The sequence below is a fragment of the Mycoplasma procyoni genome, assembly GCF_017052595.1.
In the GTDB taxonomy this organism is placed as follows: Bacteria; Bacillota_I; Bacilli_A; order Mycoplasmatales; family Metamycoplasmataceae; genus Mesomycoplasma_A; species Mesomycoplasma_A procyoni.
The window spans coordinates 14,365-38,833 of record NZ_JAFIDB010000005.1; the positions used below are offsets into that span (position 1 = coordinate 14,365).

Genomic DNA, 24,469 nt, shown 5'->3' on the forward strand with positions numbered 1-24,469 from the left:
AAATGAAAAGAAATAATAGACTTAAGAAAAATTGAGAATTTCAGGAAATAATAAAATCAAAACAACAAGTTGTCACAAAACACCTTATTGTTTATTATCAAAAATCGAATGAATTTCAATTGGGGATTTCTGTTCCTAAAAAGTTTGCAAATGCAGTTATGAGAAATTACTACAGACGGCAAATTAAAGCTATTATGAATGATTATGATTACAATTCAATATTGTATAAAACAGTTTTAATTCTGCGAAAAGGGTTTTTATCCTTGGACTTTAGTCAGAAAAAAGAAGAAATAATCAAAATTTATGAAAGGTTAAGAAATGGAAAATAGAAGACAAAAACCCAAATCTTATAATTTCTTCAAAGGCCAAGAAAATCCCGAAGATAAAAAAAATATATTTATAAAGATATGAAAATGGCTACGGATTTTCATATATGTTTTTATTTTTGGAACAACACTAACAGGGTGTATTCAATCATTTGTAATTAAGACATCAACCCAAGTTGGTTCCGGTCTTGAGTTTTATAACTCAGAAGAAAAAATTTCTCCAAATTCTGTTGTTTTTGAGAAAAGCGTTAACTCTCAAGGTGTTGAAACCATAACACAAAGAAAAACAAACGAAAACTTCTATGTTTCTAACCAAACAGAAGAGCGTGAAAAAGTTATTAAACAACTTAAAAAACAAACAGAAAACAATTATGGAAAATGAGGAAACTACAATACATTAGTAGTTTTCCAAAACGAAGATGGAACTTATGAATTCCCAATAAGTAAAAATGACGAATACTTATTTATTAATTCAGATACACAAAAATACAATCAAAACCAAGAATGAAGTGAGATCAAGTTATTAAACACAACAGGTTTAGACCTTAAACATGTTGATTCTCAAGTTGAAGATCCGAAAAAAGGAACTTACTTCTTGAGTGTATCTAATGATGTATCACCTAACTTATCTTCAATTGAAAGATATAACACTTTCTCAAGAGATGTTATTGAGTATTTAAATAAAAAACTTATTAATTTAGATTCTTATAAAGATAATAAATTACAAAACGCAATTAAAGACATTGAAGAAAAAGGAAAATTAGCTTCACAAGATAGCATAAATCTTGTTAAAAGATACACAATTTCACTTTTAGACATTATGTCAAAAACTAACTTTACAAAGATAGTTAAAAATGAAGTTCAATTTAACACAGCAAATTACACTACAGAATCAACTGATTTAACTGGATTAATTCCATTTAGACATGCAGAAAGTCAAAAAATTATCATCACTTGAGGTGATGCTTGAGCGCTTGGACCTTTCTATGGATTATTTATTTGACCTATGTCAAAACTGATGGCCTCAATTTCAGACTCAATGAATCTTGAAACATTAGCTGGATGACCATCAATTATTACAATTATCATCGCTGTTTTAATAACAAAAATAATTTCTTTCTCACTTAGATTTAAATCATTATTTACACAATCTAAACAACAAGAAATGCAAGCTAAAAAAGCAAAAATTGATGCTAAATACGCACCTCACAAGGGTAATAAACAAATGGAAGCAAGACAGAAACAAGAAATTTCTGAGTTATACAAAAAATACAATGTTAGTCCTGCAGGTCCATTTAAACAATTATTAATAACAATGCCTATTTTCCTTGCAATGTGAAGAATTTTACAAGGATTACCAGGAATTAAGGCAACAACTTGATTAGGAATTAACTTAGCTTCAACATCATGACAAGAATTATTTGCAGGAGCATGAGTTTATTTACCAATCCTAATTGTGGTAGTTGTGGTTCAATTATTACAACAATTACTACCTAAAATACTTTCAAGAAAACAAAACAACAGGCTGATGAATGCGGCTGAAAAACAAGCTCTTAAAAAGCAAAACAAGATGCAAAACTACACAATGATTATTTTCGTTGTTATGGGAGTTATCTTCCAAGCGTCAGTTCAAATCTACTGAATTTTCGGGGGAATTTGAGAAATTGGACAAATCTTATTTGTGCATTACTTCCAAAGAACCAAAGTCTTTAAAGAAAAAGTTAGACCTTGAATTGAAAGAAAGAGCAAGTGAGCTTAAAACAGAGAAAAATCTCTGTTTTTTTTATTGCCTTTTGTGAAAAAAAGAAAAACAAAAATACAGGAAATTCCTGTATTTTAGTTATTATTTGTTGTAGAACTCAACGATTAAAGCGTCATTGATTTCTTGGTTTAATTCTCTTCTTTCAGGTAATCTTTTTAGAGTTGCTTTAAAGTCTTTAACTTCGATTCATTCAGCTTTTGGTCTTGTTTCAAGAGCTTCTTTAATTTGGACATTGTTTCTTGATTTTTCTTTTAGTTCAATAACATCGTTAATTGAAACTTGCATTGAAGGGATGTTTGCTTTTTTACCATTTAGTGTAAAGTGGTTGTGGTTAACAAGTTGTCTTGCTTGTCTTCTTGTTTGTGCAAATCCTGCTCTGTAAACAACGTTATCTAATCTTGTTTCAAGCATTTGTAGGAAGTTTGTTCCTGCAACACCTTTACGTTTTGAAGATTTAAAGAAAGTTGTTTTGAATTGTCTTTCACTAACTCCGTACATAAATCTTACTCTTTGTTTTTCTTGTAGGTGTAGCCCGTAATCTGAAAGTTTAACTTTTCTTTGCCCGTGTTGTCCTGGAGCATAAGTTCTCTTTTTACCTTTGGCAAATTCTTTACCTGTTTCTAAAATTGAAAATCCTAATCTTCTTGATTTTTTGAAAACTGGACCTGTGTATCTTGACATGTTTCCTCTTTCTGCACTAACTATGAAAGAGAGATAATTCCTAATTATTTTTCTTGTTCTAATAGTTTCAACATCCAGCGAGTTTACTTCTAAATGAATAAACAAACAAGAAAATGTAAATTAATATTATCTAGCTGTGTTAATGCTTTTAAATTGTATAACATTTTTGTATAATAAAAAGTAAATGGTTGAAATTTGAATAATATTAATAAGTATCCTCTCATTTCTGTTGCTAATGCTAAGTTTATTTTTAGCATGAATTTTCTATTTAAAATATAGAAAATACATTGCAAAAAAGCAAGCTGAATTACAATATCACAAAGCAATTTTCTTAGGAAACGAACTTAAAAAACTTGAAAAACAAATCATTTCAACTAACGACTCACAAATAATAGCAAGCTACAAAAACAAAGAATTTCACACAAAAATTGAAACTCTGGAAAAAAACAAAGAAAAGATCTTTGACATTCTTGATGAAAAACTAAAAAACAACCTTAAAGATCTTAAAAGAGCTAAAGAAAAACTAAACCTTCTTCAAAGCGACAGAGAAGAATTGATTGAAGAAATAAAAAAAGAGTTTTTAGAAGTTTTTAAAACAAACGCAACAATCAAAAACATTAATAATCAACTGAATATGAATGTTCACAAAGCTCTAAATTTCTATGAGACTTACAAAGAAGCATTTGTTGCTGATAAAAATCTCATAGACTGAAAGATACTAACGATCAAAAACACAAATCAAGAAATCGAAAACAACTATTCAGACATCAATCTTTTATTTGAAAATAAAAAGAAGCTTGAAAAAAATAAAAAAACAATCACAAGTCTTTATAGTCTTTTAAATTATTCTTTGGGTTATGAATTCTTTCAAAAAGATTATGTTGAAAATCAACTAAAACATCTTAAAGATCTTTTTATCGATAATCAAAAATATAAAATAATTCCTGAAGATGTCTTTAAAAATTTTGAAAAAGAGATTGCTCAAAGATGAAAAAATTCGATGCTGAATGCTCACAAAGAAAATGATTATCAACTTCTGCAAAAAGAAGTTTCTAGCTTGCTCAAAGATACAGAAATATTTAAAAATACTTATCTTTCAAAAAGAGAAAAGCATCTCTTTGTCCAAAACAACTTAAACAGCGTTTTAAATAGCCTAGACGCCTTAATTAAGGAACTTGAAGTACAAATCAACCTTTTAAGAGAAAAGGCTCAATCTGAAGCTCAAAAACTAATAAAAAACATAAAAAACAAAAACAGCGAGCTTCTTGAAAATCTTAGTTATGAATCTTTTGTGTCTTTTATTAAATCCACAAAAGAATTTAAGCAGCAAATAAACGAATTGTTTGCTAAAATTGAAAATTATAAACTAACACAACCACAGATGAAACAACAACAAATCATCTACCAAGAACTGATTAGAGAAATTCTCTTTTTGGTTGAAGAAAAAGAACTAATGCTTGAAGAAAACGAAAATCAGCTTCTTTTAAAGTTGCAAAAAGAAATGCTTGAACAAAGCCCTTCTTTAAGAAACATCAATCTTTTATTTGTTGAGTTAGTTCCAACAATAAAGAAAATAATTACAAAAGAAGTTTTAAATGAAGTCATTCAAAAACTTAACATTTTAAGAGCTATAAAAACAAAAGTAAATGCTATCTTAAACTCAACGGAAACCCTTTATGCAACAGGAAATTACAAAGAAGCATTAAAAACAATTAATAACTTTTTAGAAAAGGAAGTGAAATAAATGTATGATTTAATTTTAATTAGATACGGAGAATTAGTTTTAAAAGGCGGAAACAGAAAACAATTCACAAACACACTAAAGCAAAATATTATAAAAATAGTTGGAGAAATTCCAAGAGTTTCTTTTGACAGAATGTATTTAAGTTACAGCGAAGAAAACCTAAGAAGACTTAAATTTGTGTTTGGGATTTCTTCATATTCTCCTGTAAGAGTTGTAAAAACAGACATCACAGAAATCAAAAAAGCAGCGCTTTTAGAACTAAAAGAACAAACAAAAACTTTTAGATTAGATAGTCACAGAAACTGAAAAGGTTTTGAGTTAGATTCAAGACAAATTATTCAAGAAGTAGCTACAGCAATTTTTAACAATAGACAAGACATAAAAGTAAGCTTAAAAGAATTTGATCAATGTATTAGCATTGAAGTAAGACAAAATGAAACTTTTGTGTTTTCAGAAAATATAAGAGGGCTTGATGGACTTCCTGTTGGAATTTCTGGAAAATCACTGCATTTAATTTCAGGAGGAATCGATTCTCCTGTTGCTGCTCTTGAATTAATGAAAAGAGGAGTTCATGTTGACTTTCTTTCTTTTATAACTCCTCCACACACAGACCAAAAAACTGTTGATAAGGTTGATAGAATAGTTCAGCTGCTATCAAACTATCAAGGTGGCTCAAAATTATTCCAAATTAATTACACAGACTTAATGAATTACATCGGGCTTGTTTCTGATCAGTCTTATAAAATTAATTTAATGAGAAGAAGTTTTTACAGAATAGCCTCAGAAATAGCTCAAGAAGGTAAATATTTAGCACTTTCTAATGGAGAAAATTTAGGACAAGTGGCTTCTCAAACAATGGAATCAATTATGGTTATTGCTTCACAAAGCAAACTTCCTGTTTATAGACCTTTATTAACTTTTAACAAAAATGAAACTATCAAAATAGCAGAAAAATTAGGAACATATCAGATTTCAATCGAAAAAGCGAATGAGGCTTGTGAGTTGTTTGCGCCTAAAAAACCTGTAATTAAGCCAACTTTCTTCCATGCTCAAAAGCTTGAAGAGGAACTTTCAGAAATGCTTAATTTAGAAAAAGAAGCAATCGAAAAACACATGGTACTTAAGAGATTTAAAAACAAATTACAATAAAAAAAACTCAGCTAATTAAAGTGGCTGAGTTTTGTTTACTTTTAGTTTGTCTACATCTATGATTTCATCAAAAAGGTCATAATGTTTTTGTTCTAAATTGTGATTAACAAGAATTAGTGTTATTTCTGGATCTTGAGCAATTTTATTAAGAATTATTTCAACATTCTTTTTATCAAGATTAGAAAAGACTTCGTCTAAAACATAGAATTTTCTGTCTAAAAAGAACATTCTTGCTAAAGAAAGTCTTTGTTTTTGACCTTCTGAAAGAGTTAGTGCACTTTCTTTGTGTTCGATCTTTTGAATAACTTCATTGTATAAATTTGATTTAGAAAGAGCTTGTTGAATTTCTGTGTTTTTGTCTTGAGTTCATAAAGAAACGTTGTTTTCTATTGTGTCATCAAAAACGATGTTGTCTGAATTTAAGTAAGTGATGGAGTTTCTGTAGTCAATATCACTGAGTTCTTGAATTTGAGTATCATTGACCAAAATTTCACCTTTAAAGTTTTGTTCAATACCTAAAATCATTTTAAAAATGGTGCTTTTTCCAGAACCCGATTCACCTTTTACAAAGTATTTTTTACCTTTTTCAAATCTTAAATTAAGATTTTCAAATACCTTTGCATTTTCGTTGTATTCAAAAGAAACATTTTTAAATTCTATTGAGTTAATTTCTAAAATAGGGGTTTTTCCTTTATTTTCGTCGATGTTATATTCAACTTTCTTAACAATATCTTTAGTTGTTTTGATTTTTTTAATATTGGAAATATAAGCAGGAATTGTTTCAGCAAGTTTAGGGAATAAAAAGGCAACAAACGTAATTGAAAATATAGTAAAGAACTTAGTATTCATTAGAAGTAAAATGGCAATTATGGTAATTGAAATATATTGTAGAACCTTTAAAAATATTTCTGGGAGTATTGAATTTTTCTCTCTTGCAATAGAAAGAGTCTGTTCTTTGATAACTAAATCCTTATTTTCTTTTTCAGCATTTTTAGCAATCATGTGAATTTTGTTAGCGTAATAAAGTCTGCTAAATCCATCGAGCTGATTATCAATTATTTGATAGAAATCTTCTCTAACTTTTGCGAAAATGTTTTGTTTTCTTTTTTGACCGGCGTTAAAAAAGAAAGAAATAACGATGGAATAAATTACAATAACCAAAATAATTGGTATTAAATAAATATTAATTGAGGCAGCAGAAACTAAGCTTGCAATAAGGGCAATTGTAGTTCCAACCATTTTAATTTGTGAAGCAATTACTTGATCAAAAACTAAATCACTATCATTAAAAATTAAGTTAAAAACTTTTGAACCTTCATAGTTGTAGTTGTTTTTTGCACTAGTTAATCTAAGTTTTTCAAAAACATTTTTTATTAGCATTTGTTGAAATTTGGTTCTGAAAAGAATGTCAAAATTAACCCTTGCCCATATAGTTAGTTTAGTGAAAACATCGACTGCAACTACAAGAGATAAAATAAAGATGAAGTTTTTAAAAACATCTTCTAAAGGAGTTGTGGTTTTTACTGAATCATAAATAATTGCAGAAGCTCATGAAAGTAAAATACCAAAGAATAAAGTTGCTAGAGCGTTGATTGCTTCAGCAAAAATATAGAGAAACGTGTATTTTTTAGAAGTCTTGAATGCTAATTTCATTTCTCATTTCCTCCATATCTATTACAACGTTATAATCGCTATAGTTGGTAGCGTGGTGACTGATGTTTAAGATTGTTAATTCTTTGTTTTCAAAAAGAAGTTTTTCAATTTTTGTAATGTTTTCTTGATCGATGTTAGCGAGTGCTTCATCTAAAATTAGTAATTTTTTGTTATTTATAAAATGTCTTGCGATGTTGATTCTTTGTTTTTGTCCTGTAGATAAACTGTTGTTGATATCAAGATTATAATTTGGATCGATGTGAGCTAAATTTACTTTTTCAAGAGCATCTACAACTTGCTGTTCTTTGTGTTGTTCTCAAAGGGTTACATTGTTATAGACACTGTCAAAGAAAACAAATTCTTTTGAGTCTAGAAAGGTAAACAAGCTATTAACGTCTTTATTGGAAATGTTTTTGATGTTGTAATTGTTATATAAAATTTCGCCTTCATAACCTTTTAGTTGTTTAGTAATAAGATTGATCAGCGTGCTTTTTCCAGAACCAGATCTACCTTTAATTAAGTATTTTTTTCCTTTTTCAAACTTAAAATTAAAGTTTTGGAACACGATATTTTTATCGTTGTATTTGTAGTTAAGATCTTTTATTTCTAAATATTCAAATTCGACATCCTGGTTTTCAAAAACGTTTTTTTCTGTGTATTCAGGTAATTGCTGAAACTGGTTAATTTTGTCTTTAAGACTTTTGTAGTTAACGAAGAATCACATTGACATTCTTGCAGAAAGACTTATTTTAAAACTTAACATCGGTATAGCTGTTATAGTTGCTAAAGGTTCACCCTTAAATAAAACAAATCACCCAGTTACTCCAACAAGCATCATGTCAGTTATTGTTATTATTAATCAAGAACCGACTTCCATTGAAAAAATTAACATAAATTTTCTTGCTAACTTTGTTCTAACTTTATAGTTTATATCTTCGAGTCTGTGTACAAAAATGTCTCTTGTATTTAAAAAATAAAACATTTTATAAGTTCCTAAAAAGGAATTTAATTCAACCGTTCCCTTTTCGTAAGTATCAAAAATTCTTCTAAAATTCTTGTTTACAAAAGGAGCTAAAGCTAAAGGAATAAAGGTTGTGATTATAGAAAATAAAAGAATGATAAGAGCTAAATTAAGACTTAAAATCAAGGCTAAAACTAAAGAAGCGATAATGGACGTTGCATATCCAAAAAGAGCAAAGAAAGGTAAATAAACTCTGTCAATAATCATCGGAACTTGATCTTTGATTTGTGAAATGAATTTACCTTTTGCAACCTTGTCAAAATTCAGTGTTGTTTCGTTTACTGTGGATTTTAAAATATCCTCTCTCATATGAAAACGAAGTCTACTTAACAACTTACCGTTTTTAAGCACCATTCTTGCAATCATAGATAAAATTGACACAAGAATTACAGCTCCTTGTATAGATATTCAAATATAAAATTCTTTTTCTTTATTTTCTTGTATGTATTGATTAATAATTGAAGGGATATAAACAGCAAAAACTAACTCTAGTGCAACTATTATTTCTAAGAAAATAGTGATAAAAGTTAGATTTTTCTCTCTTTTAAGATATTTAAACACATTACTCTCCTTTTTCTTATTTTATTATATAATTTTTTTATGTACGATCACAAAAAAATAGAGAAGAAATGACAAGAAATTTGATTAAAATCAAATGCTTTTAAAACAACAGACAAAAATGATAAAAAGGCATATGTTTTAGATATGTTCCCTTATCCTTCAGCTGCAGGACTTCATGTTGGTCACCCAGAAGGATACACAGCAACTGATATAGTTTCAAGATACAAAAGACTGCAAGGATTCGATGTTCTTCATCCAATTGGATGAGATGCTTTTGGATTACCTGCTGAACAATACGCACTTAAAACAGGAAATCACCCAGCACCTTTTACACAAGAAAACATAAAGACTTTTAGAAAGCAACTACAAAGCCTTGGTTTTTCATATGACTGAAACAAAGAGGTCGACACAACAGATCCTAAGTTTTATAAAATAACTCAATGAATCTTTAGAAAACTTTATGAACATGGACTAGCTGAAATTAAGGAAGTTGATGTAAACTGATCAGAGGATTTAGGTACAGTTTTAGCTAATGAAGAAGTTGTAACAGATGAACACGGAAACAGAGTTAGTGAGCGCGGAGGTTTTCCTGTTGTAAGAAAACCGATGAAGCAGTGAGTTCTAAAAATCACAAACTATGCTGATAAATTATTAGAAGGATTAAACAAAGTTGATTTCCCCGAATCTCTAAAAGTTCTTCAAGAAAATTGAATTGGAAAATCAATAGGACACAAAGTTGAATTTGCTTTAGAAAATAGCTCTGAAAAAATCTCTGTGTTTACAACAAGAATAGACACAATTTTTGGAGTTTCCTTTATAGCTTTAGCTCCAGAACATCCTTTAGCAATTGCACAAGCACAAAAATCAAAAGAGGTTTTTGAGTTTTTAGAATACACAAAAACACTGAGTGACAGAGATAGAATTTCAAATCAAAAAGATAAAAAAGGAATCAAAACAAATCTTGTTGCAATTAACCCAATAAATGGAGACAAAGTTGAAGTTTATGTTGCAGACTATGTTTTAAACACATATGGAACAGGTGCTGTCATGGGAGTTCCTGCAGAAGATGAAAGAGATAAAGACTTTGCAACTAAACACAAAATAAGCGTAAAACCTGTATTTTCGGAAAATAACACTTTAGTTAATGCTGATGTATTTAGTGGATTAGATCAAAATAAAGCAACAGAAAAAATTGTTGATTATCTTGCATACAACCTTGTTTGTGAAAAAGAAACAACCTATAAATTAAGAGATTGAATCTTTTCAAGACAAAGATATTGAGGTGAACCATTCCCTGTTTATTTTGACGAGCAAGATAACGTTTATATAGAAGAAAATCTTGTTGAACTTCCTTATATGGAAAACATAAAACCTTCTAAAACAGGAGAATCTCCTTTAGCTAATAATAAAGAGTGATTATACTTTGAAAAAGATGGTAAAAAATACAGAAGAGAAACAAATACAATGCCTCAATGAGCAGGAAGTTCTTGATACTTTTTAGCTTATATTCTTAAAAATGATGATGGAACTTATTTAGAAATTGACTCCAAAGAAGCTTATGAAAGATTTAAAAAATGATTACCTGTTGATCTTTATATAGGTGGTCAAGAACATGCTGTAGGACACTTAATTTACTCAAGATTCTGACACAAATTCCTGTATGATATCAATATTTTACCTGTAGATGAACCTTTTATGAAAGTAGTAAACCAAGGGATGATTTTAGGTACTGATGGAGTTAAAATGTCCAAAAGTAGAGGTAATGTTATAAACCCTGATGAAATTGTTGAAACTCATGGAGCAGACACATTAAGAACTTATGAAATGTTTATGGGTCCTTTACAGGATACAAAAGAATGAAGCACAGAAACTCTAAACGGAATTAGAAAATGATTAGATAGAGTTGAAACGGGAATTATGAAGTTCGTTAATAGTCCTGAATTAGTTGATAAAAATGCAGATGATAAAGAACTTCAATCTGCACTTCACTCAACTATTAAAGATGTAACATTAGCAATTGAAACCTTAAAATTCAATATTGCAATTTCTAAAATGATGGTATTTATAAATACTCTTTACAAAACAGAAAAAATATCTTCTAAAGAAATTCTTATAGATTTTGTAATTATGCTATCAACAATTGCTCCTCACTTATCTGAAGAACTACTTGAAAAACTTCAAGCAAAACGAATCAAAGATCAAAGATGACCAGAATTAGATGAAACAAAGATTCAAAGTGGTAATATAAATATCCCAGTTCAAATTAATGGAAAAGTTAGAGCAGTAATAGAAAAAGAAGAAAACGATACAGAACAAACTCTCTTTGCAAAAGCAAAAGAAAATGCAAATGTTAAAAAATATCTTGAAAACAAAGAAATAAAAAGAAAACAATACGTCAAAGACAAAATTATAATCTTCAACATATAAAAAAAAATGCCATAAAGGCATTTTTGTTTTAGCTTTGTTTTGAAGATTCTCTTGCTGCAACTTTTGTAACGATTGAAGTAATTTCTGTACCAAGCTTTAGAGCTTTTTCAAGATCTTCAGGTTTGTCTTTTAATCCTTTTAATTCTTTAACTATGTTGTATAGTTGATCGATTTCTTTATCTTCAAACATTTTGAAAAACTCAGTTGAAGATTTTCCGCCTTTAAGAAGTGAAAGACCGATGTAATTTTCTTCTACATATTTCTCTTTTTGTTCTCTTGTTTCTGATGAACAAGAAACTACTGCAAAAGCTGAAAAAGGAACTAAAACAGCTATTGGTGATAACTTAATTAATAATTTTTTCATACTTTATATTTTATAGACTTTTACAAAAAAAAAAAAAAAAGTGCAAATTCTTGTTATGATAAAGAAAATAAAACAGAGAATTTTATTGATTCTCTGTTTTTTTCTTCATGCTTATTTGTTTAATTGTTTGTTTTATTTATAAATGTCTTCTTCAGAAGCTTTGATTACTTCTTCAAATGATGCACCAGCGTTAGCTAGAACATAGGCAGAAAAGGAATTTTCAACAAGACTTCCTTTTGAGATATAAATGTTTTTATCAGCTGCCATAATTTTAATACTTTCAGCTGAAAGTATTGCAGATCCTAAATCTCCAAAGATTAATACATCAGAAATTTCAGGGTGTTTTTCGATTGCTTCAAGAATTTTGAAAGGTTCAGTTCCTAAATCTTGACCTTCATTAATTCCCCCTAAAGCTTCGATTTCAACGTTTTGAGGATCTTGAGGAATCATTTTTGTTAAGTATTCTTTTAAAACTACAGCGAGTTTTTGATAGTGTGAAACTAGGATAATTAGTTTTTTCATTAGAAAATATCCACTAGATTTTTAATAATAATTGAGCTTGAGTATGAACCTGGATCGATTGTTCCTTGAGATCTTTCTTTTAGATAAGATGCTCTTCCTTTGGTTGCAATCATTTGCTCTGTATCTTTTAGTTTTTGTTCCACAAAGTCTTTAATTTCTTTTTTAGTTTGTTCATTTACTTCATTGATGTTTTCTAAAAAAGTACTTAAAGGTTTTCAAATGTCGTACATTGTTTTTTCGTTTAAAGAAACTTTTCCAAGCATTTCTAGTGAAGATGAAAAGGCTTTAGCCATAATTTTCAGTTCTTCAAGAGAGAATGTTGTGTGTTCTTTGAGGTTATTTGCTGAGTTGATAAAAGCCATACCATAAAGTGGTCCAGATGCTCCACCAACTTTTGACATCAGTGTTCTGCCAACAAGACTAAATAAAGAGAATAAGTCACTCTGTTCAGACAGATCGTTTTGCATTAATTCGCTAAAACCTCTGTTCATGTTGATTCCATGGTCTCCATCACCGATTTTTTGATCAAGACCTGATAATAAACTTTCGTTTTCTTGAATTTCAGAAGCTATTTTCTTGAATGCTTCTACAACTTTAACATCTATTTTCAATTTTTTACCTCTGTTTCTTGATCTAGTAATTCTTTAAGTTCTGCATCAAGTTTTAGTAAAGAAATTGATAATCCTTGCATTTCAAGAGAAGTCATAAAGTTTCCTACATGACTACTGTAAATTTTGATGTTTTTAGAATTTAAGTAGTTGTGTGCATCGTTTGTTGCAATAAATAATTCTGATTCTGGAGTTCCTCCAAGACCATTTACCATTAAAGCAACTTCTGAGTTATTGAAGTCATAGTCTTTAAGAATTAAATCAATCATTTCTTCAACCATTTCTTTAGAAGATTTAACTTGTTCTCTCTTGATTCCTGGTTCTCCGTGGATTCCAAGACCAAATTCAACTTCTTTTTCTCCTAAACTAAATGATTCTTTTCCTGTTGTAGGAATGATGATTGAGTTTAAAGAAATTCCAAAACTTCTTACATTATCACTTACTTTTTGAGCAACTCTTTTTACTTCTTGTAAATTAAGTCCTTTTTGAGCGGCAGCTCCAGCAATTTTGTGTACAAATACTGTACCAGCAATTCCTCTTCTTCCGATTGATCAAGTTGAGTTTTCTACAGCAACATCATCTTGAACTAAAACAGTTTCTACTTCTTTACCTTGAGCTTGTGCTAATTGTTGAGCAATTTCGAAGTTTAGTTTGTCTCCTGTATAGTTTTTGATAATTAATAGAGTTCCTGCTTTTGAGTCTAAAGCGTTAATTGCTGCTTCAACTTGATCTGGTGTTGGAGAAGTGAAGATCGCACCAGCAACTGCTCCACTTAACATTCCTTTTCCTACAAATCCCATGTGTGCAGGTTCGTGTCCTGAACCTCCTCCACACACAAGAGCAACTTTGTTTTGGTCGAAGTTTGCGTCTACAACAACATTAAATCCTTCAACTCTTTTTAGTTTTTTGTTTGTTTTTATGATTCCTTGAATCATTTCTTCTACTATATTGTTTCTGTCATTTATAAATTTTTTCATTTTGTCTCTTTTCTTTTATATTAGTGTATGAAATGTATCGTTGGTTATATGAGGGTTAGAAAATTGAGTTATGGATTAGATTAGTCCAAATCCACCAATAATTGCTCCAGCAACAGAAGGTGCAACAACTGGAATTCATGAGTATGATCAGTTAGCTCCAACGTGTTCTTCTTTTCTTGATTTTAATACTGTTTTTTCAGCTAAGAAGTAAACAATTCTTGGTCCTAAGTCTCTAGCTGGGTTAATTGCGTATCCTGTAGATGAACCTAGTGAAGCACCAACAGCAATAACAACAAATGTTACAGGAATTGGTCCAAGTGCATCAAGTTTATTTGCACCTTTTCCAAAAGCAAGAATTAGACCTAAAAGTAGTAATGTTCCTACTAATTCATATGAGAAGTTAAAGATTGTTCCTTTTTCTTTGTTTCCAAAAGCAGGGCCTGTACAGTGAGCTCCTCTAACTGTAGCTAATTCTGTTTCTTTAATGTGTTTTCAGTTAATGAAGTCTAAAATAATTTGAGCAGCAATAGCTCCTAAAAATTGAACTGGAATGTAGCTTAATACAAAAGCATCTTTATCCTTAATTGCTGCAAATATAGAAACAGCAGGGTTAAGATGAGCACTACCTCCAAGGGATAGAGAAACAATTACCCCTGAAAATACTGCAAGTCCTCAACCTAGAATAATTACTATTCATTTTCCAGGTTGGTTTGCAAACATTTTGTTTGCTGAAACACTGTATACAACACCATTACCAAGTAGTATTAAAACAAGTGTTCCTAGAAATTCTGATAAAACGTCTAAGTGCATGAATACTCCTTTATTCGATATCTTTTGTTCAGTTTAATGTTTTTTTAACAGCTGTATTTCAACCTTTAATTAATTTTTGAATTTCTTTTTCACTTAATTCTGGTTTAAATACTTTATCAATTTTGTTTATTTTTTTAATTTCTTCTAAATCTTTTCAGTATCCAACAGCAAGTCCAGCTAAGTATGAAGCTCCTAAAGCTGTTGTTTCGATGTTTGAAGGTCTTTCAACTTTCAAGTTAGAAATAGATGATTGGAATTGCATTAAGTAGTTTGATTTTGAAGCTCCACCATCTACTTTTAATAGAATAATAGGTTTTTTAAGATCTTTTTCCATAGCTTGGATCAAGTCGTTTGATTGATATGCAATAGCATCAAGAGTTGCTTTTACAAGGTGTTCTCTTTTTGTTCCTCTTTCAAGTCCAAAGATAGCTCCTCTTGAGTATGAATCTCAGTAAGGTGCTCCTAATCCTGTAAATGAAGGAACTACATAAACTCTTTGATCGTCGTTTACTAATGATGCAAAGAAGTCTGATTCTGCTGAGTTATAAAGGATTCTTAAAGAATCTCTTAGTCATTGAATTGCTGCTCCAGCAATAAACACAGAACCTTCTAGAGCATAAACTGTTTTTTCTTTTCCAAGTTTTCAAGCGATTGTTGTAAGAAGTTTATTTTCACTTTTTACTGCTTCTGTTCCTGTATTAACAAGTGTGAAACATCCTGTACCATAGGTATTTTTAACCATTCCCACTTCTGTACATAGTTGTCCAAATAGAGCTGATTGTTGGTCTCCTGCTACTCCTGTAATAGGAACTTCTCCTTGTGCTCTGTTTGATCAGTGGTGTGGTGATACAACTCCGTAGTGTTCTGAAGAGGATTTAACTTCAGGAAGAATTTCTCTTGGAACTTCTAATAAATCAAGAATTTCTTGATCTCATTCTAAAGTGTGAATGTTGAATAATAGTGTTCTAGAAGCGTTAGAAACGTCAGTTGCGTGTACTTTTCCATCTGTAAGTTTTCAGATTAATCAAGTATCGATTGTTCCTGCTAATAATCTTCCTTCTTTTAATTTTTCTTGTGCTTCAGGCACATTTTTTAGAATTCATCTAATTTTTGTACCACTGAAGTAAGGGTTAATAATTAGTCCAGTTTTTTCTCTAATTTTTTCAGATAAACCTTGTTCAATTAAACCTTCACAGTATTCTGTAGTTCTTCTGTCTTGTCAAACAATTGCGTTATATACAGGAAGCCCTGTTTCTTTATCTCAAAGAACAACAGTTTCCCTTTGGTTTGTGATTCCAAGTGCTGCAATGTTGTGTGATTTTATTTTAGCTTTGTGCTTTGCACTTTGCATTGTTGAAAGTTGAGTATTTCAAATTTCTAAAGGATCATGTTCTACTCAACCTGATTTTGGGAAGTATTGAGTAAATTCAGATTGACTAACAGCTTGTATTTCTCCGTTTTTGTCTACAACTAGACTTCTACAAGATGTTGTCCCAGAGTCAAGGGTAATAACAAATTTTTCGTTCATTTTTTCCTTTCTAGATTTAGAATCTAACTTTGTATTTTGGATTGTAGTTTTCTTTTTTAACTAAACTTAAACCTGCTTTTTCTACTAATTTAGCAATTTCAATAGCGATTGCTGGAGCAGATGCGATTGCAGGAGATTGCATTCCTGCTGCGTTAATAAATTTAGCATTTTTTTCAGCTGGTCTAATAACAAAATCGTTTGTTGCAATGTCTATTGGTCTTGAACCAGCTAGAGTCATTTCTGTTTTTTCCAGTCTGATCGAAGGAATAATTTCCTTCCCAATTTTTCCGATGTAATCAAATTTTTCTTTAGTTACAAGTCTTGTTTCTGCTTTTGGAACTCCTTCTTCAGCAGTTGGTCCAACAAGAACTCTTCCATCTAACATAGGTGCTACAATAACACCTTTTCCGTGAATTGTTGGAACTTTAAAGCAAATTGAGTTAACAATTCCTGCTTCTGTACGAGATAAGATTCTGTATTCTCCACGTCTTGTTGTTTGTTTAAAGTCTCCGTATCCAGCTTTTTCAGCTAATACATCTGCGTAGTGTCCTGCAGCATTTATTACTAATGAAGATTTAATTTCTTCTCCATTTTTTAGTTTGATACTAAATTCATCGTTTTCAAATTTAATATCTACAACTTCTGCACTTGCTTTAACTTCTGTTCCGTTTTGTTCAGAAGCACCTAAAAATGCATAAGTTGCTCTAACAGGATCGATTGCTCATGAGCTTGTACATAATAAAGCACCATGAACTTCAGGGTTAACGTTAGGTTCTTTTTTAAGAACTTCTTCTTTTGTGATAACTTTTAGAAATTCTTTAGGAACTTTATTGATTAATCCTCTTTCATAAAGCATGTGAACATGTTTCATTTCTTCTTCATTAAATGCAAGGATTAATGAATCTACTTGAACTCTTGGGAATTCGAGGTCTTTGAAGATTTTTGTTCTTCATAATTCATTTCCTAGAACATTTAATTTAGCTTCAATTTTTCCTGGATCAGGATCGAAACCTCCGTGTATTGCACCTGAGTTACCTTTTGAAGTTTCATCAGCGAATACTGGGTTTCTTTCAAGAAGTAACGTATTTAGTTTATATTGAGATAATTCATAAGCAATTGATGCCCCGATTATTCCTCCACCAATAATAACTATGTCGTATTTTTCTTTTTGCATACTACCTCCAAATTTTGTGTGTAAATATATTATAAAGTAAAACTTCACAAATTTTCTAAATTATTTAAAAAAAGTGCAAAATTTTGAAAAATAGTGCAAATATAGGGGGTAAAACACACAAAAAGCACTAAAATAGAATTTAGTTAATGAATTTTTAGCAACAATTTTTTGCTAAAAACCAATTTTTAAAAATCCAAATATTTAAAGTTTTAAAATGTTATAATTTAAATAAATATAAGGAGAAAGATGAATTTAGAACAAAAGGCTGATTTTTTATTGCAAAAAAGAGAAGAAATGAATGCAACTAGAAAAGAGTTTGCTGATTTTTTAGATTTAAATAAAAATGAAGATAAATTAATCAAAATTTGAGAAACAAAACAACAAGAAATTCCTGATTTTGTAATTAATAAACTTAAAAATTCATCTTTTATAGCTCCTTTTAAAGATGATGATAAAAATTATCTATTTACTCAGATAGATTTATTTGCTGGAATTGGCGGAATAAGAATGGGTTTCCAAAATCATGGAGGAAAGACTGTTTTTTCGTCTGAATGAGATAAGTTTGCTCAAAAAACTTATAAAGCTAATTACGGAGAAGAACCTGCAGGAGATATAACTCAAATAAATCCAAAAGACATACCTGATCATGATGTACTTCTTGCTGGTTTTCCTTGTCAACCTTTTTCACAAGCGGGTCTAAAATTAGGTTTTGAAGACACGAGAGGAACTTTATTTTTTAACATTGCTTCTATATTAAAAGAAAAAAGACCTAAGGCCTTTATGTTAGAAAATGTTAAGCAACTAAGAGGTCATGATAAAGGAAAAACACTTAAAACAATACTAAATGTTTTAAGAGAAATGGACTATTATGTACCTGAACCAGAAGTGTTAAATGCCTATCATTTCGGAGTTCCGCAAAACAGAGAAAGAATTTTTATAGTTGGCTTTGACAAAACTAAAATAAAGGAAAAATACAGTGATTTTGAGTTTCCTAAAGGAAAAATTGATCCAAATCTTAAAGTTGCTGATATTTTGATGAAGCCAAATGAAGTCAATGAAAAGTTCACAATTTCAGACAAACTTTTTGAAGGTCATAAAAAAAGAAGATTAAAACACAAAGAAAATGGAAATGGTTTTGGTTTTAATCTAATTTTTCCAGAAAGCAAATATACAAACACAATTAGTGCCAGATATTATAAAGATGGAAGTGAATCTTTAATTTCTCAAGAAGGTAAAAATCCAAGAATGTTAACCCCAAGAGAGTGTGCGAGATTGCAAGGATTTCCTGAAAACTTTATAATACAAGTTTCAAATGCACAAGCTTACAAGCAATTTGGAAATTCAGTTTGTGTAAAAGTTATTGATGCAATAGCTAAAGAAATGGTTTTATTTATGAAGAAAAACAAGCTTATTTAGGAGCTTGTTTTTCTCTAATTAAAAAGTTAATTCTATTGTTGATTTCTTCTGGTTTTTCGAAAAATAAAGCGTGTCCACAATCACTTAATAGAGTTAGATTTTTCGATCTTTCTTGACAAATTTTGATAATTGATAAAGAAGGGACAAATTCATCGTTAATTCCCGTAATAAATTCATAGTTATCACTTCTAAAATACAACTCTTTTATGTTAGATTTTAAATATTTTGGATTAACTATTTGAGTTGTTACCATTTTTAAAAAATTCTTCTCTTTTGCTTGTGAAGAAGCTAAAAATACAGCCGCAATTTTATTTAAATTGTCTTTGTAACTGTTTTTATTTTGGTAAACAAGATTGTCACTACTTTCAAGAGCATCTTTTAAGTTTTTTGGAAGTAGCCATCTTTGCAATCTTGTGTTTGCTTGTGTTATAGTTTCTTTAATTTTTGAAGAAAGGATATTGTAATTAATAGGTGAACCTAAAAGTGCATAAGGGACAATTTTGTTGATAACTAGATTTAGTGCACTTGCTCCTCCAAGTGAGTGTCCAACAACTAAAACAAAGGAATAACCGAGTGATTTGACAAATTCTTCTGCAATTTTTTGATAGTGTTCGATACTGATTTCATCATTATTTGTTGATTTTCCGCAACCAGGAAAATCAAAAGCAACAACGTCATAATCTCTATTTTTTAGATTATAAACTTGCTGAGCAAAGTTAGACGACGAAGCAAAACCGTGTAAAAACAGAACTTTTGGTTTGTTGTTATTTTCTTCAATATAAAAGATGTCTTCGTTTAATATTTTTATGTATTTTCTTTCCATTAATCACCAAACATAACTAGTAAGATTTCATCAACTGTAATATTTCCAAAATACTCACTTAAATTTTCTATAGTTTCTAATTTTTCTTTTATTTTTTCTTTTAAGTATTCAGTACCCTTAATTTTATTTTCGATTTCTACAAGAGAAGTTTTACTCAAAAAGTCTCCTTCAAAAGCAATATTTTCAATTCTGTTTTTTACGATATTGGCACTAATTTGTAGAATTCCTCCATTAGTTTTTAGTTCATTGAAAAAGGAAAATTCAGGGTTTTTACCATATAATCACTCATCAGACATTCTGAATGCTTTCAGTTCATCCACTTGATCATAATATTTTTTGTCTATTGCTTGAATTGAGCCATCATATTTTTGAGCAAGAAAATCAGCAAATTTAAAAATAAATTCATGTACGCTAATTTTGTCTTCTAATTCATCAATTAAATTAGTCACTCTTTGTCTTGCACTCTCAATTCCTTTAGATTGCATTTTTAGTTTGCTTGGGTTTAAAACTTGAGAAAGTTTTGCTAAGTTTGCATCAAAAAGGATTGTTCCGTGGTGTACCATTCTGTCTTTATAAATAAATTGAGCGTTTCCAGAAAATTTAGCACCATTGATAACTAAATCATTTCTACCTTTAAATTCAGCATTTAATCCCAGTGATTTTAAAAACTCTAAAACAGGTGCTAAGAATTTTTCATAGCTTCTTTCATCTTTTTTAGTAATAAAAGAGAAATTTACATTTCCTTTATCATGATATACAGCTCCACCACCCGAAAGTCTTCTGTATAATTCAATATTTTGTTCTTTTAAAACGTCTAATTTAACCTCTTTGTGTGCGTTTTGGTTTTGTCCAATAATAACGGCGTTTTCGTGTTGATAAAGATAAATAATATCTTCTTTATTTTCTTCATCCTTGATCATTAATTCTTCTAAAACAAGGTTTACATAAGGTGAGTAGTTGTTGCTTATAAAAATTTTCATTATTCCTCCATTGCTATTAAATCAAAGTTTGTAACAGATTTAAAAATTTTTTTTACTTTATCTAAATTTTCTTGACTTAAATTCAAGTTTTTTAAACCAAAAATACGGATTTCACCGTAATCTCAGCGTTTTTGGTATCTATTTTGATCTAAAAGAAAAAGTAAATCTTCAATAAATCAATCAAAGTAACTGTCGCTAAAATTTAGATCTCTTAAAACGCCTTTAATTTCTATTTCCAAGATTCTGTCAAAGTGATTTTTGATGTAAAAATCAAAAGAAAGATTAAGCTCTTTACTGCTTTTTGTTTGTCATTGATTATTCATATTTAAAATTATAGAACAATAAACATAAAAGAGGTTGAAAAAGCTAAAAAATTAATTATAAAGACCAAAAAAACGAAAAAACAAGCTTTTTGTGAAAAAGGCTTCGTTTTTTTTTTTTTTTTTTGTGTAGAATGAAAAAATAAGTGAAAGGAAAATTAAACTATGAAAAAGTCAAAATTATGATTACTTTTATCAACAGGATCAGTAGCTACAGTTTTGAGTGCAACTACAGCAATTTCCTGTCAACAAGCAGCTAAAAGCCCTGCTACAGGAGGAGAAGAAAAACCTAATACACCTCCAGCTGACAACCAAGGTGGAAACCAACAACAAGACCCAAGCAAACAAACTCCACCTTCAAACGACAGACAAGATCAAAGAGATTCGAATGAAGATCAATTCAAAAATGAAGCAATCTTAAGTGAACAAGAAGAAAAGAATTTATTTAAAGATTTAAAAGATCTTAGAAGTGTTTTAAGAGAACAAAGACTAACTTCTTTAACTCCAGCACAACTTGCACTTGCTTTTGAGTCTCTAAAAAATATTGGACAAAGAGCAAAAAACTTCGTTGTTAAAGAAGAGGATAAAACAAAGATTTTTGAAACTACAAAAAGAGTTGTAAAAGGAAGCAAAAGTCTTTTCAGCGATATTTCAAGTTTTGCAAAAAGCAATGAAAAGCAAATAGAACAAATTGAAAAGTCTTATAAAAAATCAGCTTCAAACCACGAAAAAGAAGATAAAGATGATGAAAAAGACGCAAACAACGCCGGAAAAGACAACTCTTCAAAAGAACAAAAATCAAAAGATGTTTTAGCAATTTTAAAAGATGCAAACAATGTTCTTCCAGTAACATTAACAACAACAGCAATTATGGCATCAGCATCTTATGCACTTTGAGCAGTTTCTACAGAAAACAAAAATGTTTATTTACATGCAGGTAGAACATTTTTAGCTTCTTACCATGCACTTTCTGCAGCAAATGCGGCAGTAAGTGGAGCTATTAAATTACTAGAAGACGGAAAAATCAGTGTAAAAGATTTCGTTAAGTTCTTTAAAGAGTCAATTAAAGCAGCTAAAGCTATCGCAAGAAGTTTCAAACACCCAGAATTCCAAACATCAAAAATATCAGAAACACTTCAAGGTTTCAAAGACAAAATTGTAAACGCAATCAAAAAGAAAAAATAATTTTAAATTCCTTTATCATAAGGAATTTTTTTGATGAAACTACAGAAAAATAAAAGCTTTTTAATATAATAACGAACATCGCCAAAAGTCTAAAAAGGTGGTATAATTGAGAGTATGAATGCAGGGGATATAGTAGTTGGAAGAGTAAAAAACATCTTCAAAAATTATTTTTGAGTCGATATCGATGATGACTATCAAGGAGTTGTCTTTATAAATGAGGTAAGTGACTATTTTGTTAAGGATTTACATGACTTTTTTAAATTAGGAGATTATGTTAAATTAAAGATAATTAATGTAAATCACTATAACAAAAAAATGTCTTTATCATTTAAGGCACTAAATCCAAAATTACTCAAAAACCCCTTTAATTATAAAATTTGTGAAACAGACAGCGGATTTGAAAATCTTTTTAAACACGCATTAAAAGAGGTAGAAGAATGAAAAAAATAAAACTTAATTTAGCAAGCGCAGTTGAAGAAACGGCTATTTTAGAATACCAACAACAAGTTGAAAAAATTAATGAAGCAATGGATAATTTTTCAGCAGTTGGTTCAGATTTTCTTGGTTGAAAAGACTTACCAGAAAACTCAAATTGAGCAGAAATCGAAGAAATGAAAAAAGCAGCAAAAAGACTTCAAGCTGAAAAAATTGAAGTACTTGTTGTAATCGGAATTGGTGGTTCTTATTTAGGAGCTAAATCTGCACTAGATATTATCCAAGGTTCTCTTCCTGGAGAAGAAAGAAAAATGGAAATCATTTTTGCAGGAACTTCAATTAGCTCAAACCACCTTTATCAAACACTTAAATATGTTGAAAACAAAAAGTTTGCAATCAATGTTATTTCTAAATCAGGAACAACAACAGAACCAGCGATAGCTTTTAGATTCTTTAAATCATTATTAGAAGATAAAGTTGGAAAAGATAAAGCAAGAGAATTAATTTTTGCAACAACAGACGCAAACAAAGGAACTCTTTATGAATTAGCAAGCATCAAAAATTACCAAAAATTTGTAATTTTAGATAATGTTGGAGGAAGATTCAGTGTACTTTCTCCAGTTGGATTATTCCCACTAGCATGTGCCGGAATTAATATTGATGAAATCATCAAGGGAGCAAAAGAAGCTAACGAAATCTACAAAACAAGCGATTTAGTTAATAATGATGCTTACAGATATGCAGTTGCAAGACACATTCTAGGACAAAAATTCCAAGCAGAAATGTTAGTTGCCTATGAACCTAACTTTGCTTTCTTTAATGAATGATGAAAACAATTATTTGGTGAAAGTGAAGGAAAAAATCAAAAAGGATTATTACCTACTTCTGCAATTTTCTCAACAGACTTACACTCATTGGGTCAATACATTCAAGAAGGTTCTAAAGTTTTATTTGAAACTGTAATTACACTAAAAAATCCAGAACACGATTTATTAATTACAGAAGATGAAGAAGATTTAGATAAACTAAACTATTTAGTTGACAAAACAGTTCACTGAGTTAATAATGTTGCTTTTGAAGCTACAATGGATGCACATGTTAGTGTTGGAAAAGTTCCTAACATTCACTTATTACTAGAAGATTCAAAAGAAAGAACATACGGATGATTAGTTATGTTCTTCGAAAGAGCTTGTGCAATTTCAGCTTATTTATTAGGAGTTAATCCATTTAACCAACCTGGAGTTGAAGTTTATAAAGCTAACATGTTTAAACTTTTAGGAAAAAAATAACATAAATTAAGCTGATTTTCAGCTTTTTTTAGTACTTTTAGCCCTTGTTTTAGTAAAGATTTAAAAAAAAGCAAAAAAATTTAAAAAATTCTTCACACTTAAGCAAAATTATGTTATAATAATATTGAGACATAGATAAAGATAAATTTGTGTCTCAAAATAAAAGCATATAAATGCTTAACAAAAGACAATTAGTCTTACAGAAATTTTAAAGTCTAACTCTGGGCTGTTAACCGATTGGTACCATATATACACTATAATAATCAAAAACGCCGCTTGGCGTTTTTTGATTTCTTATTTCAAGATTCTGAAGTTTTCAACAAGTAGAAAATACTTGTAAAATTTCTATCGATAAAAAAACATTAAATTTCTTTATTTTTTAGCGTTTTTGTGTTAGAATAATTACGAGAGTCGAAAGGCTCTCATCTCAATTGTCAAAATATCATTAAACAAAATCATATTTTTATTTATAAACATATATCAAAAAAGTTCAAAGTTCAAATTATTCAAAAAGTAAAATATATATTTCGAAAGTTTTTTAAAAATTTTAAACTCCTACAAAATATTTTATTCATTCTCAATATTTTAGGTTATTATCATTTTATTTATTATTTTTATTTATTTTTTTCAAAAACATTGTTCATATTTTTATTCTCCTTGTTTTTTTTAAAAAATTCAAATAATAATATAGAAGAGTACGTGTTCGTACTCTTC

General features: G+C 29.6%; 22 protein-coding genes. 9 read left to right on the top strand and 13 right to left on the bottom strand.

From position 1 onward, the window contains the following. Window positions 1-2 precede the first annotated feature (2 nt). Both rnpA and yidC read left to right on the top strand, forming a co-directional pair. Window positions 3-329, top strand: coding sequence for a ribonuclease P protein component (rnpA, locus tag JV122_RS02370; RefSeq protein WP_205842918.1), 327 nt, complete (start codon window positions 3-5; stop codon window positions 327-329). Next, window positions 319-2,085, top strand: coding sequence for a membrane protein insertase YidC (gene yidC, locus JV122_RS05015; protein WP_205842919.1), 1,767 nt, complete (start codon window positions 319-321; stop codon window positions 2,083-2,085). The genes rnpA and yidC overlap by 11 nt, the downstream gene beginning before the upstream one ends. An 84-nt stretch (window positions 2,086-2,169) precedes the next feature. On the opposite strand, the gene rpsD is transcribed toward yidC, so the two are convergent. Continuing rightward, complete coding sequence (gene rpsD, locus JV122_RS02380; RefSeq protein WP_205842920.1) at window positions 2,170-2,769, bottom strand: 30S ribosomal protein S4; 600 nt, start codon at window positions 2,767-2,769, stop codon at window positions 2,170-2,172. Window positions 2,770-3,004: 235 nt separating this feature from the next. Between rpsD and JV122_RS02385 the strand changes: the two genes are divergently transcribed. Then, window positions 3,005-4,513: a hypothetical protein gene (locus JV122_RS02385; protein WP_205842921.1), complete on the top strand. Its 1,509-nt coding sequence runs from the start codon at window positions 3,005-3,007 to the stop codon at window positions 4,511-4,513. Then, window positions 4,514-5,662 (top strand): tRNA uracil 4-sulfurtransferase ThiI, encoded by a 1,149-nt coding sequence (thiI, locus tag JV122_RS02390; RefSeq protein ID WP_205842922.1) that lies wholly within the window; start codon window positions 4,514-4,516, stop codon window positions 5,660-5,662. It begins immediately after the preceding gene. Between the two features lie 15 nt (window positions 5,663-5,677). Here thiI and JV122_RS05020 read toward each other — a convergent pair whose 3' ends face one another. Both JV122_RS05020 and JV122_RS05025 read right to left on the bottom strand, forming a co-directional pair. Then, on the bottom strand, window positions 5,678-7,315 hold the full coding sequence (locus JV122_RS05020) for an ATP-binding cassette domain-containing protein (protein ID WP_205842923.1): 1,638 nt from the start codon (window positions 7,313-7,315) through the stop codon (window positions 5,678-5,680). Continuing rightward, the gene (locus tag JV122_RS05025) at window positions 7,290-8,897 is read right to left on the bottom strand and encodes an ATP-binding cassette domain-containing protein (protein WP_205842924.1); all 1,608 of its coding nucleotides are present in this window, start codon (window positions 8,895-8,897) and stop codon (window positions 7,290-7,292) included. Before JV122_RS05025 ends, JV122_RS05020 begins: the two co-directional genes overlap by 26 nt. 39 nt (window positions 8,898-8,936) lie before the next feature. Between JV122_RS05025 and leuS the strand changes: the two genes are divergently transcribed. Next, window positions 8,937-11,324 carry a leucine--tRNA ligase gene (gene leuS / locus JV122_RS02405; protein ID WP_205842925.1) on the top strand — a complete coding sequence of 796 codons (2,388 nt, stop codon included), beginning with the start codon at window positions 8,937-8,939 and terminating at the stop codon, window positions 11,322-11,324. A 28-nt stretch (window positions 11,325-11,352) separates the two neighbouring features. Here the strand turns inward: leuS and JV122_RS02410 are convergent, their stop codons facing one another. The 7 genes from JV122_RS02410 to glpO all read right to left on the bottom strand — a co-directional run bounded on the left by JV122_RS02410 (window position 11,353) and on the right by glpO (window position 17,307). Then, window positions 11,353-11,688, bottom strand: coding sequence for a hypothetical protein (locus tag JV122_RS02410; RefSeq protein WP_205842926.1), 336 nt, complete (start codon window positions 11,686-11,688; stop codon window positions 11,353-11,355). Window positions 11,689-11,820: 132 nt separating this feature from the next. Then, entirely contained in the window at window positions 11,821-12,210 is a 390-nt protein-coding gene (locus tag JV122_RS02415; RefSeq protein ID WP_205842927.1) for a PTS-dependent dihydroxyacetone kinase phosphotransferase subunit DhaM, read from the bottom strand. Next, window positions 12,210-12,821, bottom strand: coding sequence for a dihydroxyacetone kinase subunit DhaL (dhaL, locus tag JV122_RS02420; RefSeq protein ID WP_205842928.1), 612 nt, complete (start codon window positions 12,819-12,821; stop codon window positions 12,210-12,212). Before dhaL ends, JV122_RS02415 begins: the two co-directional genes overlap by 1 nt. Then, window positions 12,812-13,795 carry a dihydroxyacetone kinase subunit DhaK gene (gene dhaK, locus JV122_RS02425; RefSeq protein WP_205842929.1) on the bottom strand — a complete coding sequence of 328 codons (984 nt, stop codon included), beginning with the start codon at window positions 13,793-13,795 and terminating at the stop codon, window positions 12,812-12,814. The genes dhaL and dhaK overlap by 10 nt, the downstream gene beginning before the upstream one ends. Window positions 13,796-13,870: 75 nt before the next feature. Continuing rightward, window positions 13,871-14,605 carry an MIP/aquaporin family protein gene (locus JV122_RS02430; RefSeq protein WP_205842930.1) on the bottom strand — a complete coding sequence of 245 codons (735 nt, stop codon included), beginning with the start codon at window positions 14,603-14,605 and terminating at the stop codon, window positions 13,871-13,873. 10 nt (window positions 14,606-14,615) lie between these two features. Then, window positions 14,616-16,133: a glycerol kinase GlpK gene (gene glpK / locus JV122_RS02435; protein WP_205842931.1), complete on the bottom strand. Its 1,518-nt coding sequence runs from the start codon at window positions 16,131-16,133 to the stop codon at window positions 14,616-14,618. 16 nt (window positions 16,134-16,149) lie between these two features. Continuing rightward, complete coding sequence (gene glpO / locus JV122_RS02440) at window positions 16,150-17,307, bottom strand: type 2 glycerol-3-phosphate oxidase (RefSeq protein WP_205842932.1); 1,158 nt, start codon at window positions 17,305-17,307, stop codon at window positions 16,150-16,152. 246 nt (window positions 17,308-17,553) lie between these two features. Between glpO and JV122_RS02445 the strand changes: the two genes are divergently transcribed. Further along, entirely contained in the window at window positions 17,554-18,723 is a 1,170-nt protein-coding gene (locus JV122_RS02445) for a DNA cytosine methyltransferase (protein WP_308699324.1), read from the top strand. Here JV122_RS02445 and JV122_RS02450 read toward each other — a convergent pair. From JV122_RS02450 to JV122_RS02460, 3 genes are read right to left on the bottom strand one after another with little or no spacing between them, the layout of a single operon-like run. Further along, a complete protein-coding gene (locus JV122_RS02450) occupies window positions 18,716-19,546 on the bottom strand; it encodes an alpha/beta fold hydrolase (protein WP_240463460.1) in 831 nt (276 codons plus the stop codon). The genes JV122_RS02445 and JV122_RS02450 overlap by 8 nt on opposite strands. Beyond that, a complete protein-coding gene (gene lplA / locus JV122_RS02455; RefSeq protein ID WP_205842933.1) occupies window positions 19,546-20,526 on the bottom strand; it encodes a lipoate--protein ligase in 981 nt (326 codons plus the stop codon). The genes JV122_RS02450 and lplA overlap by 1 nt, the downstream gene beginning before the upstream one ends. Further along, window positions 20,526-20,849: a hypothetical protein gene (locus JV122_RS02460; RefSeq protein ID WP_205842934.1), complete on the bottom strand. Its 324-nt coding sequence runs from the start codon at window positions 20,847-20,849 to the stop codon at window positions 20,526-20,528. The genes lplA and JV122_RS02460 overlap by 1 nt, the downstream gene beginning before the upstream one ends. A 162-nt stretch (window positions 20,850-21,011) precedes the next feature. Between JV122_RS02460 and JV122_RS02465 the strand changes: the two genes are divergently transcribed. From JV122_RS02465 to JV122_RS02475, 3 genes are all read left to right on the top strand, one after another. Further along, complete coding sequence (locus JV122_RS02465) at window positions 21,012-22,031, top strand: hypothetical protein (protein ID WP_205842935.1); 1,020 nt, start codon at window positions 21,012-21,014, stop codon at window positions 22,029-22,031. 114 nt (window positions 22,032-22,145) lie between these two features. Then, window positions 22,146-22,481, top strand: a complete 336-nt coding sequence (locus JV122_RS02470; protein WP_205842936.1) for a S1 RNA-binding domain-containing protein — start codon at window positions 22,146-22,148, stop codon at window positions 22,479-22,481. After that, window positions 22,469-23,755, top strand: coding sequence for a glucose-6-phosphate isomerase (locus JV122_RS02475; protein WP_205842937.1), 1,287 nt, complete (start codon window positions 22,469-22,471; stop codon window positions 23,753-23,755). The genes JV122_RS02470 and JV122_RS02475 overlap by 13 nt, the downstream gene beginning before the upstream one ends. Window positions 23,756-24,469: the final 714 nt, after the last annotated feature.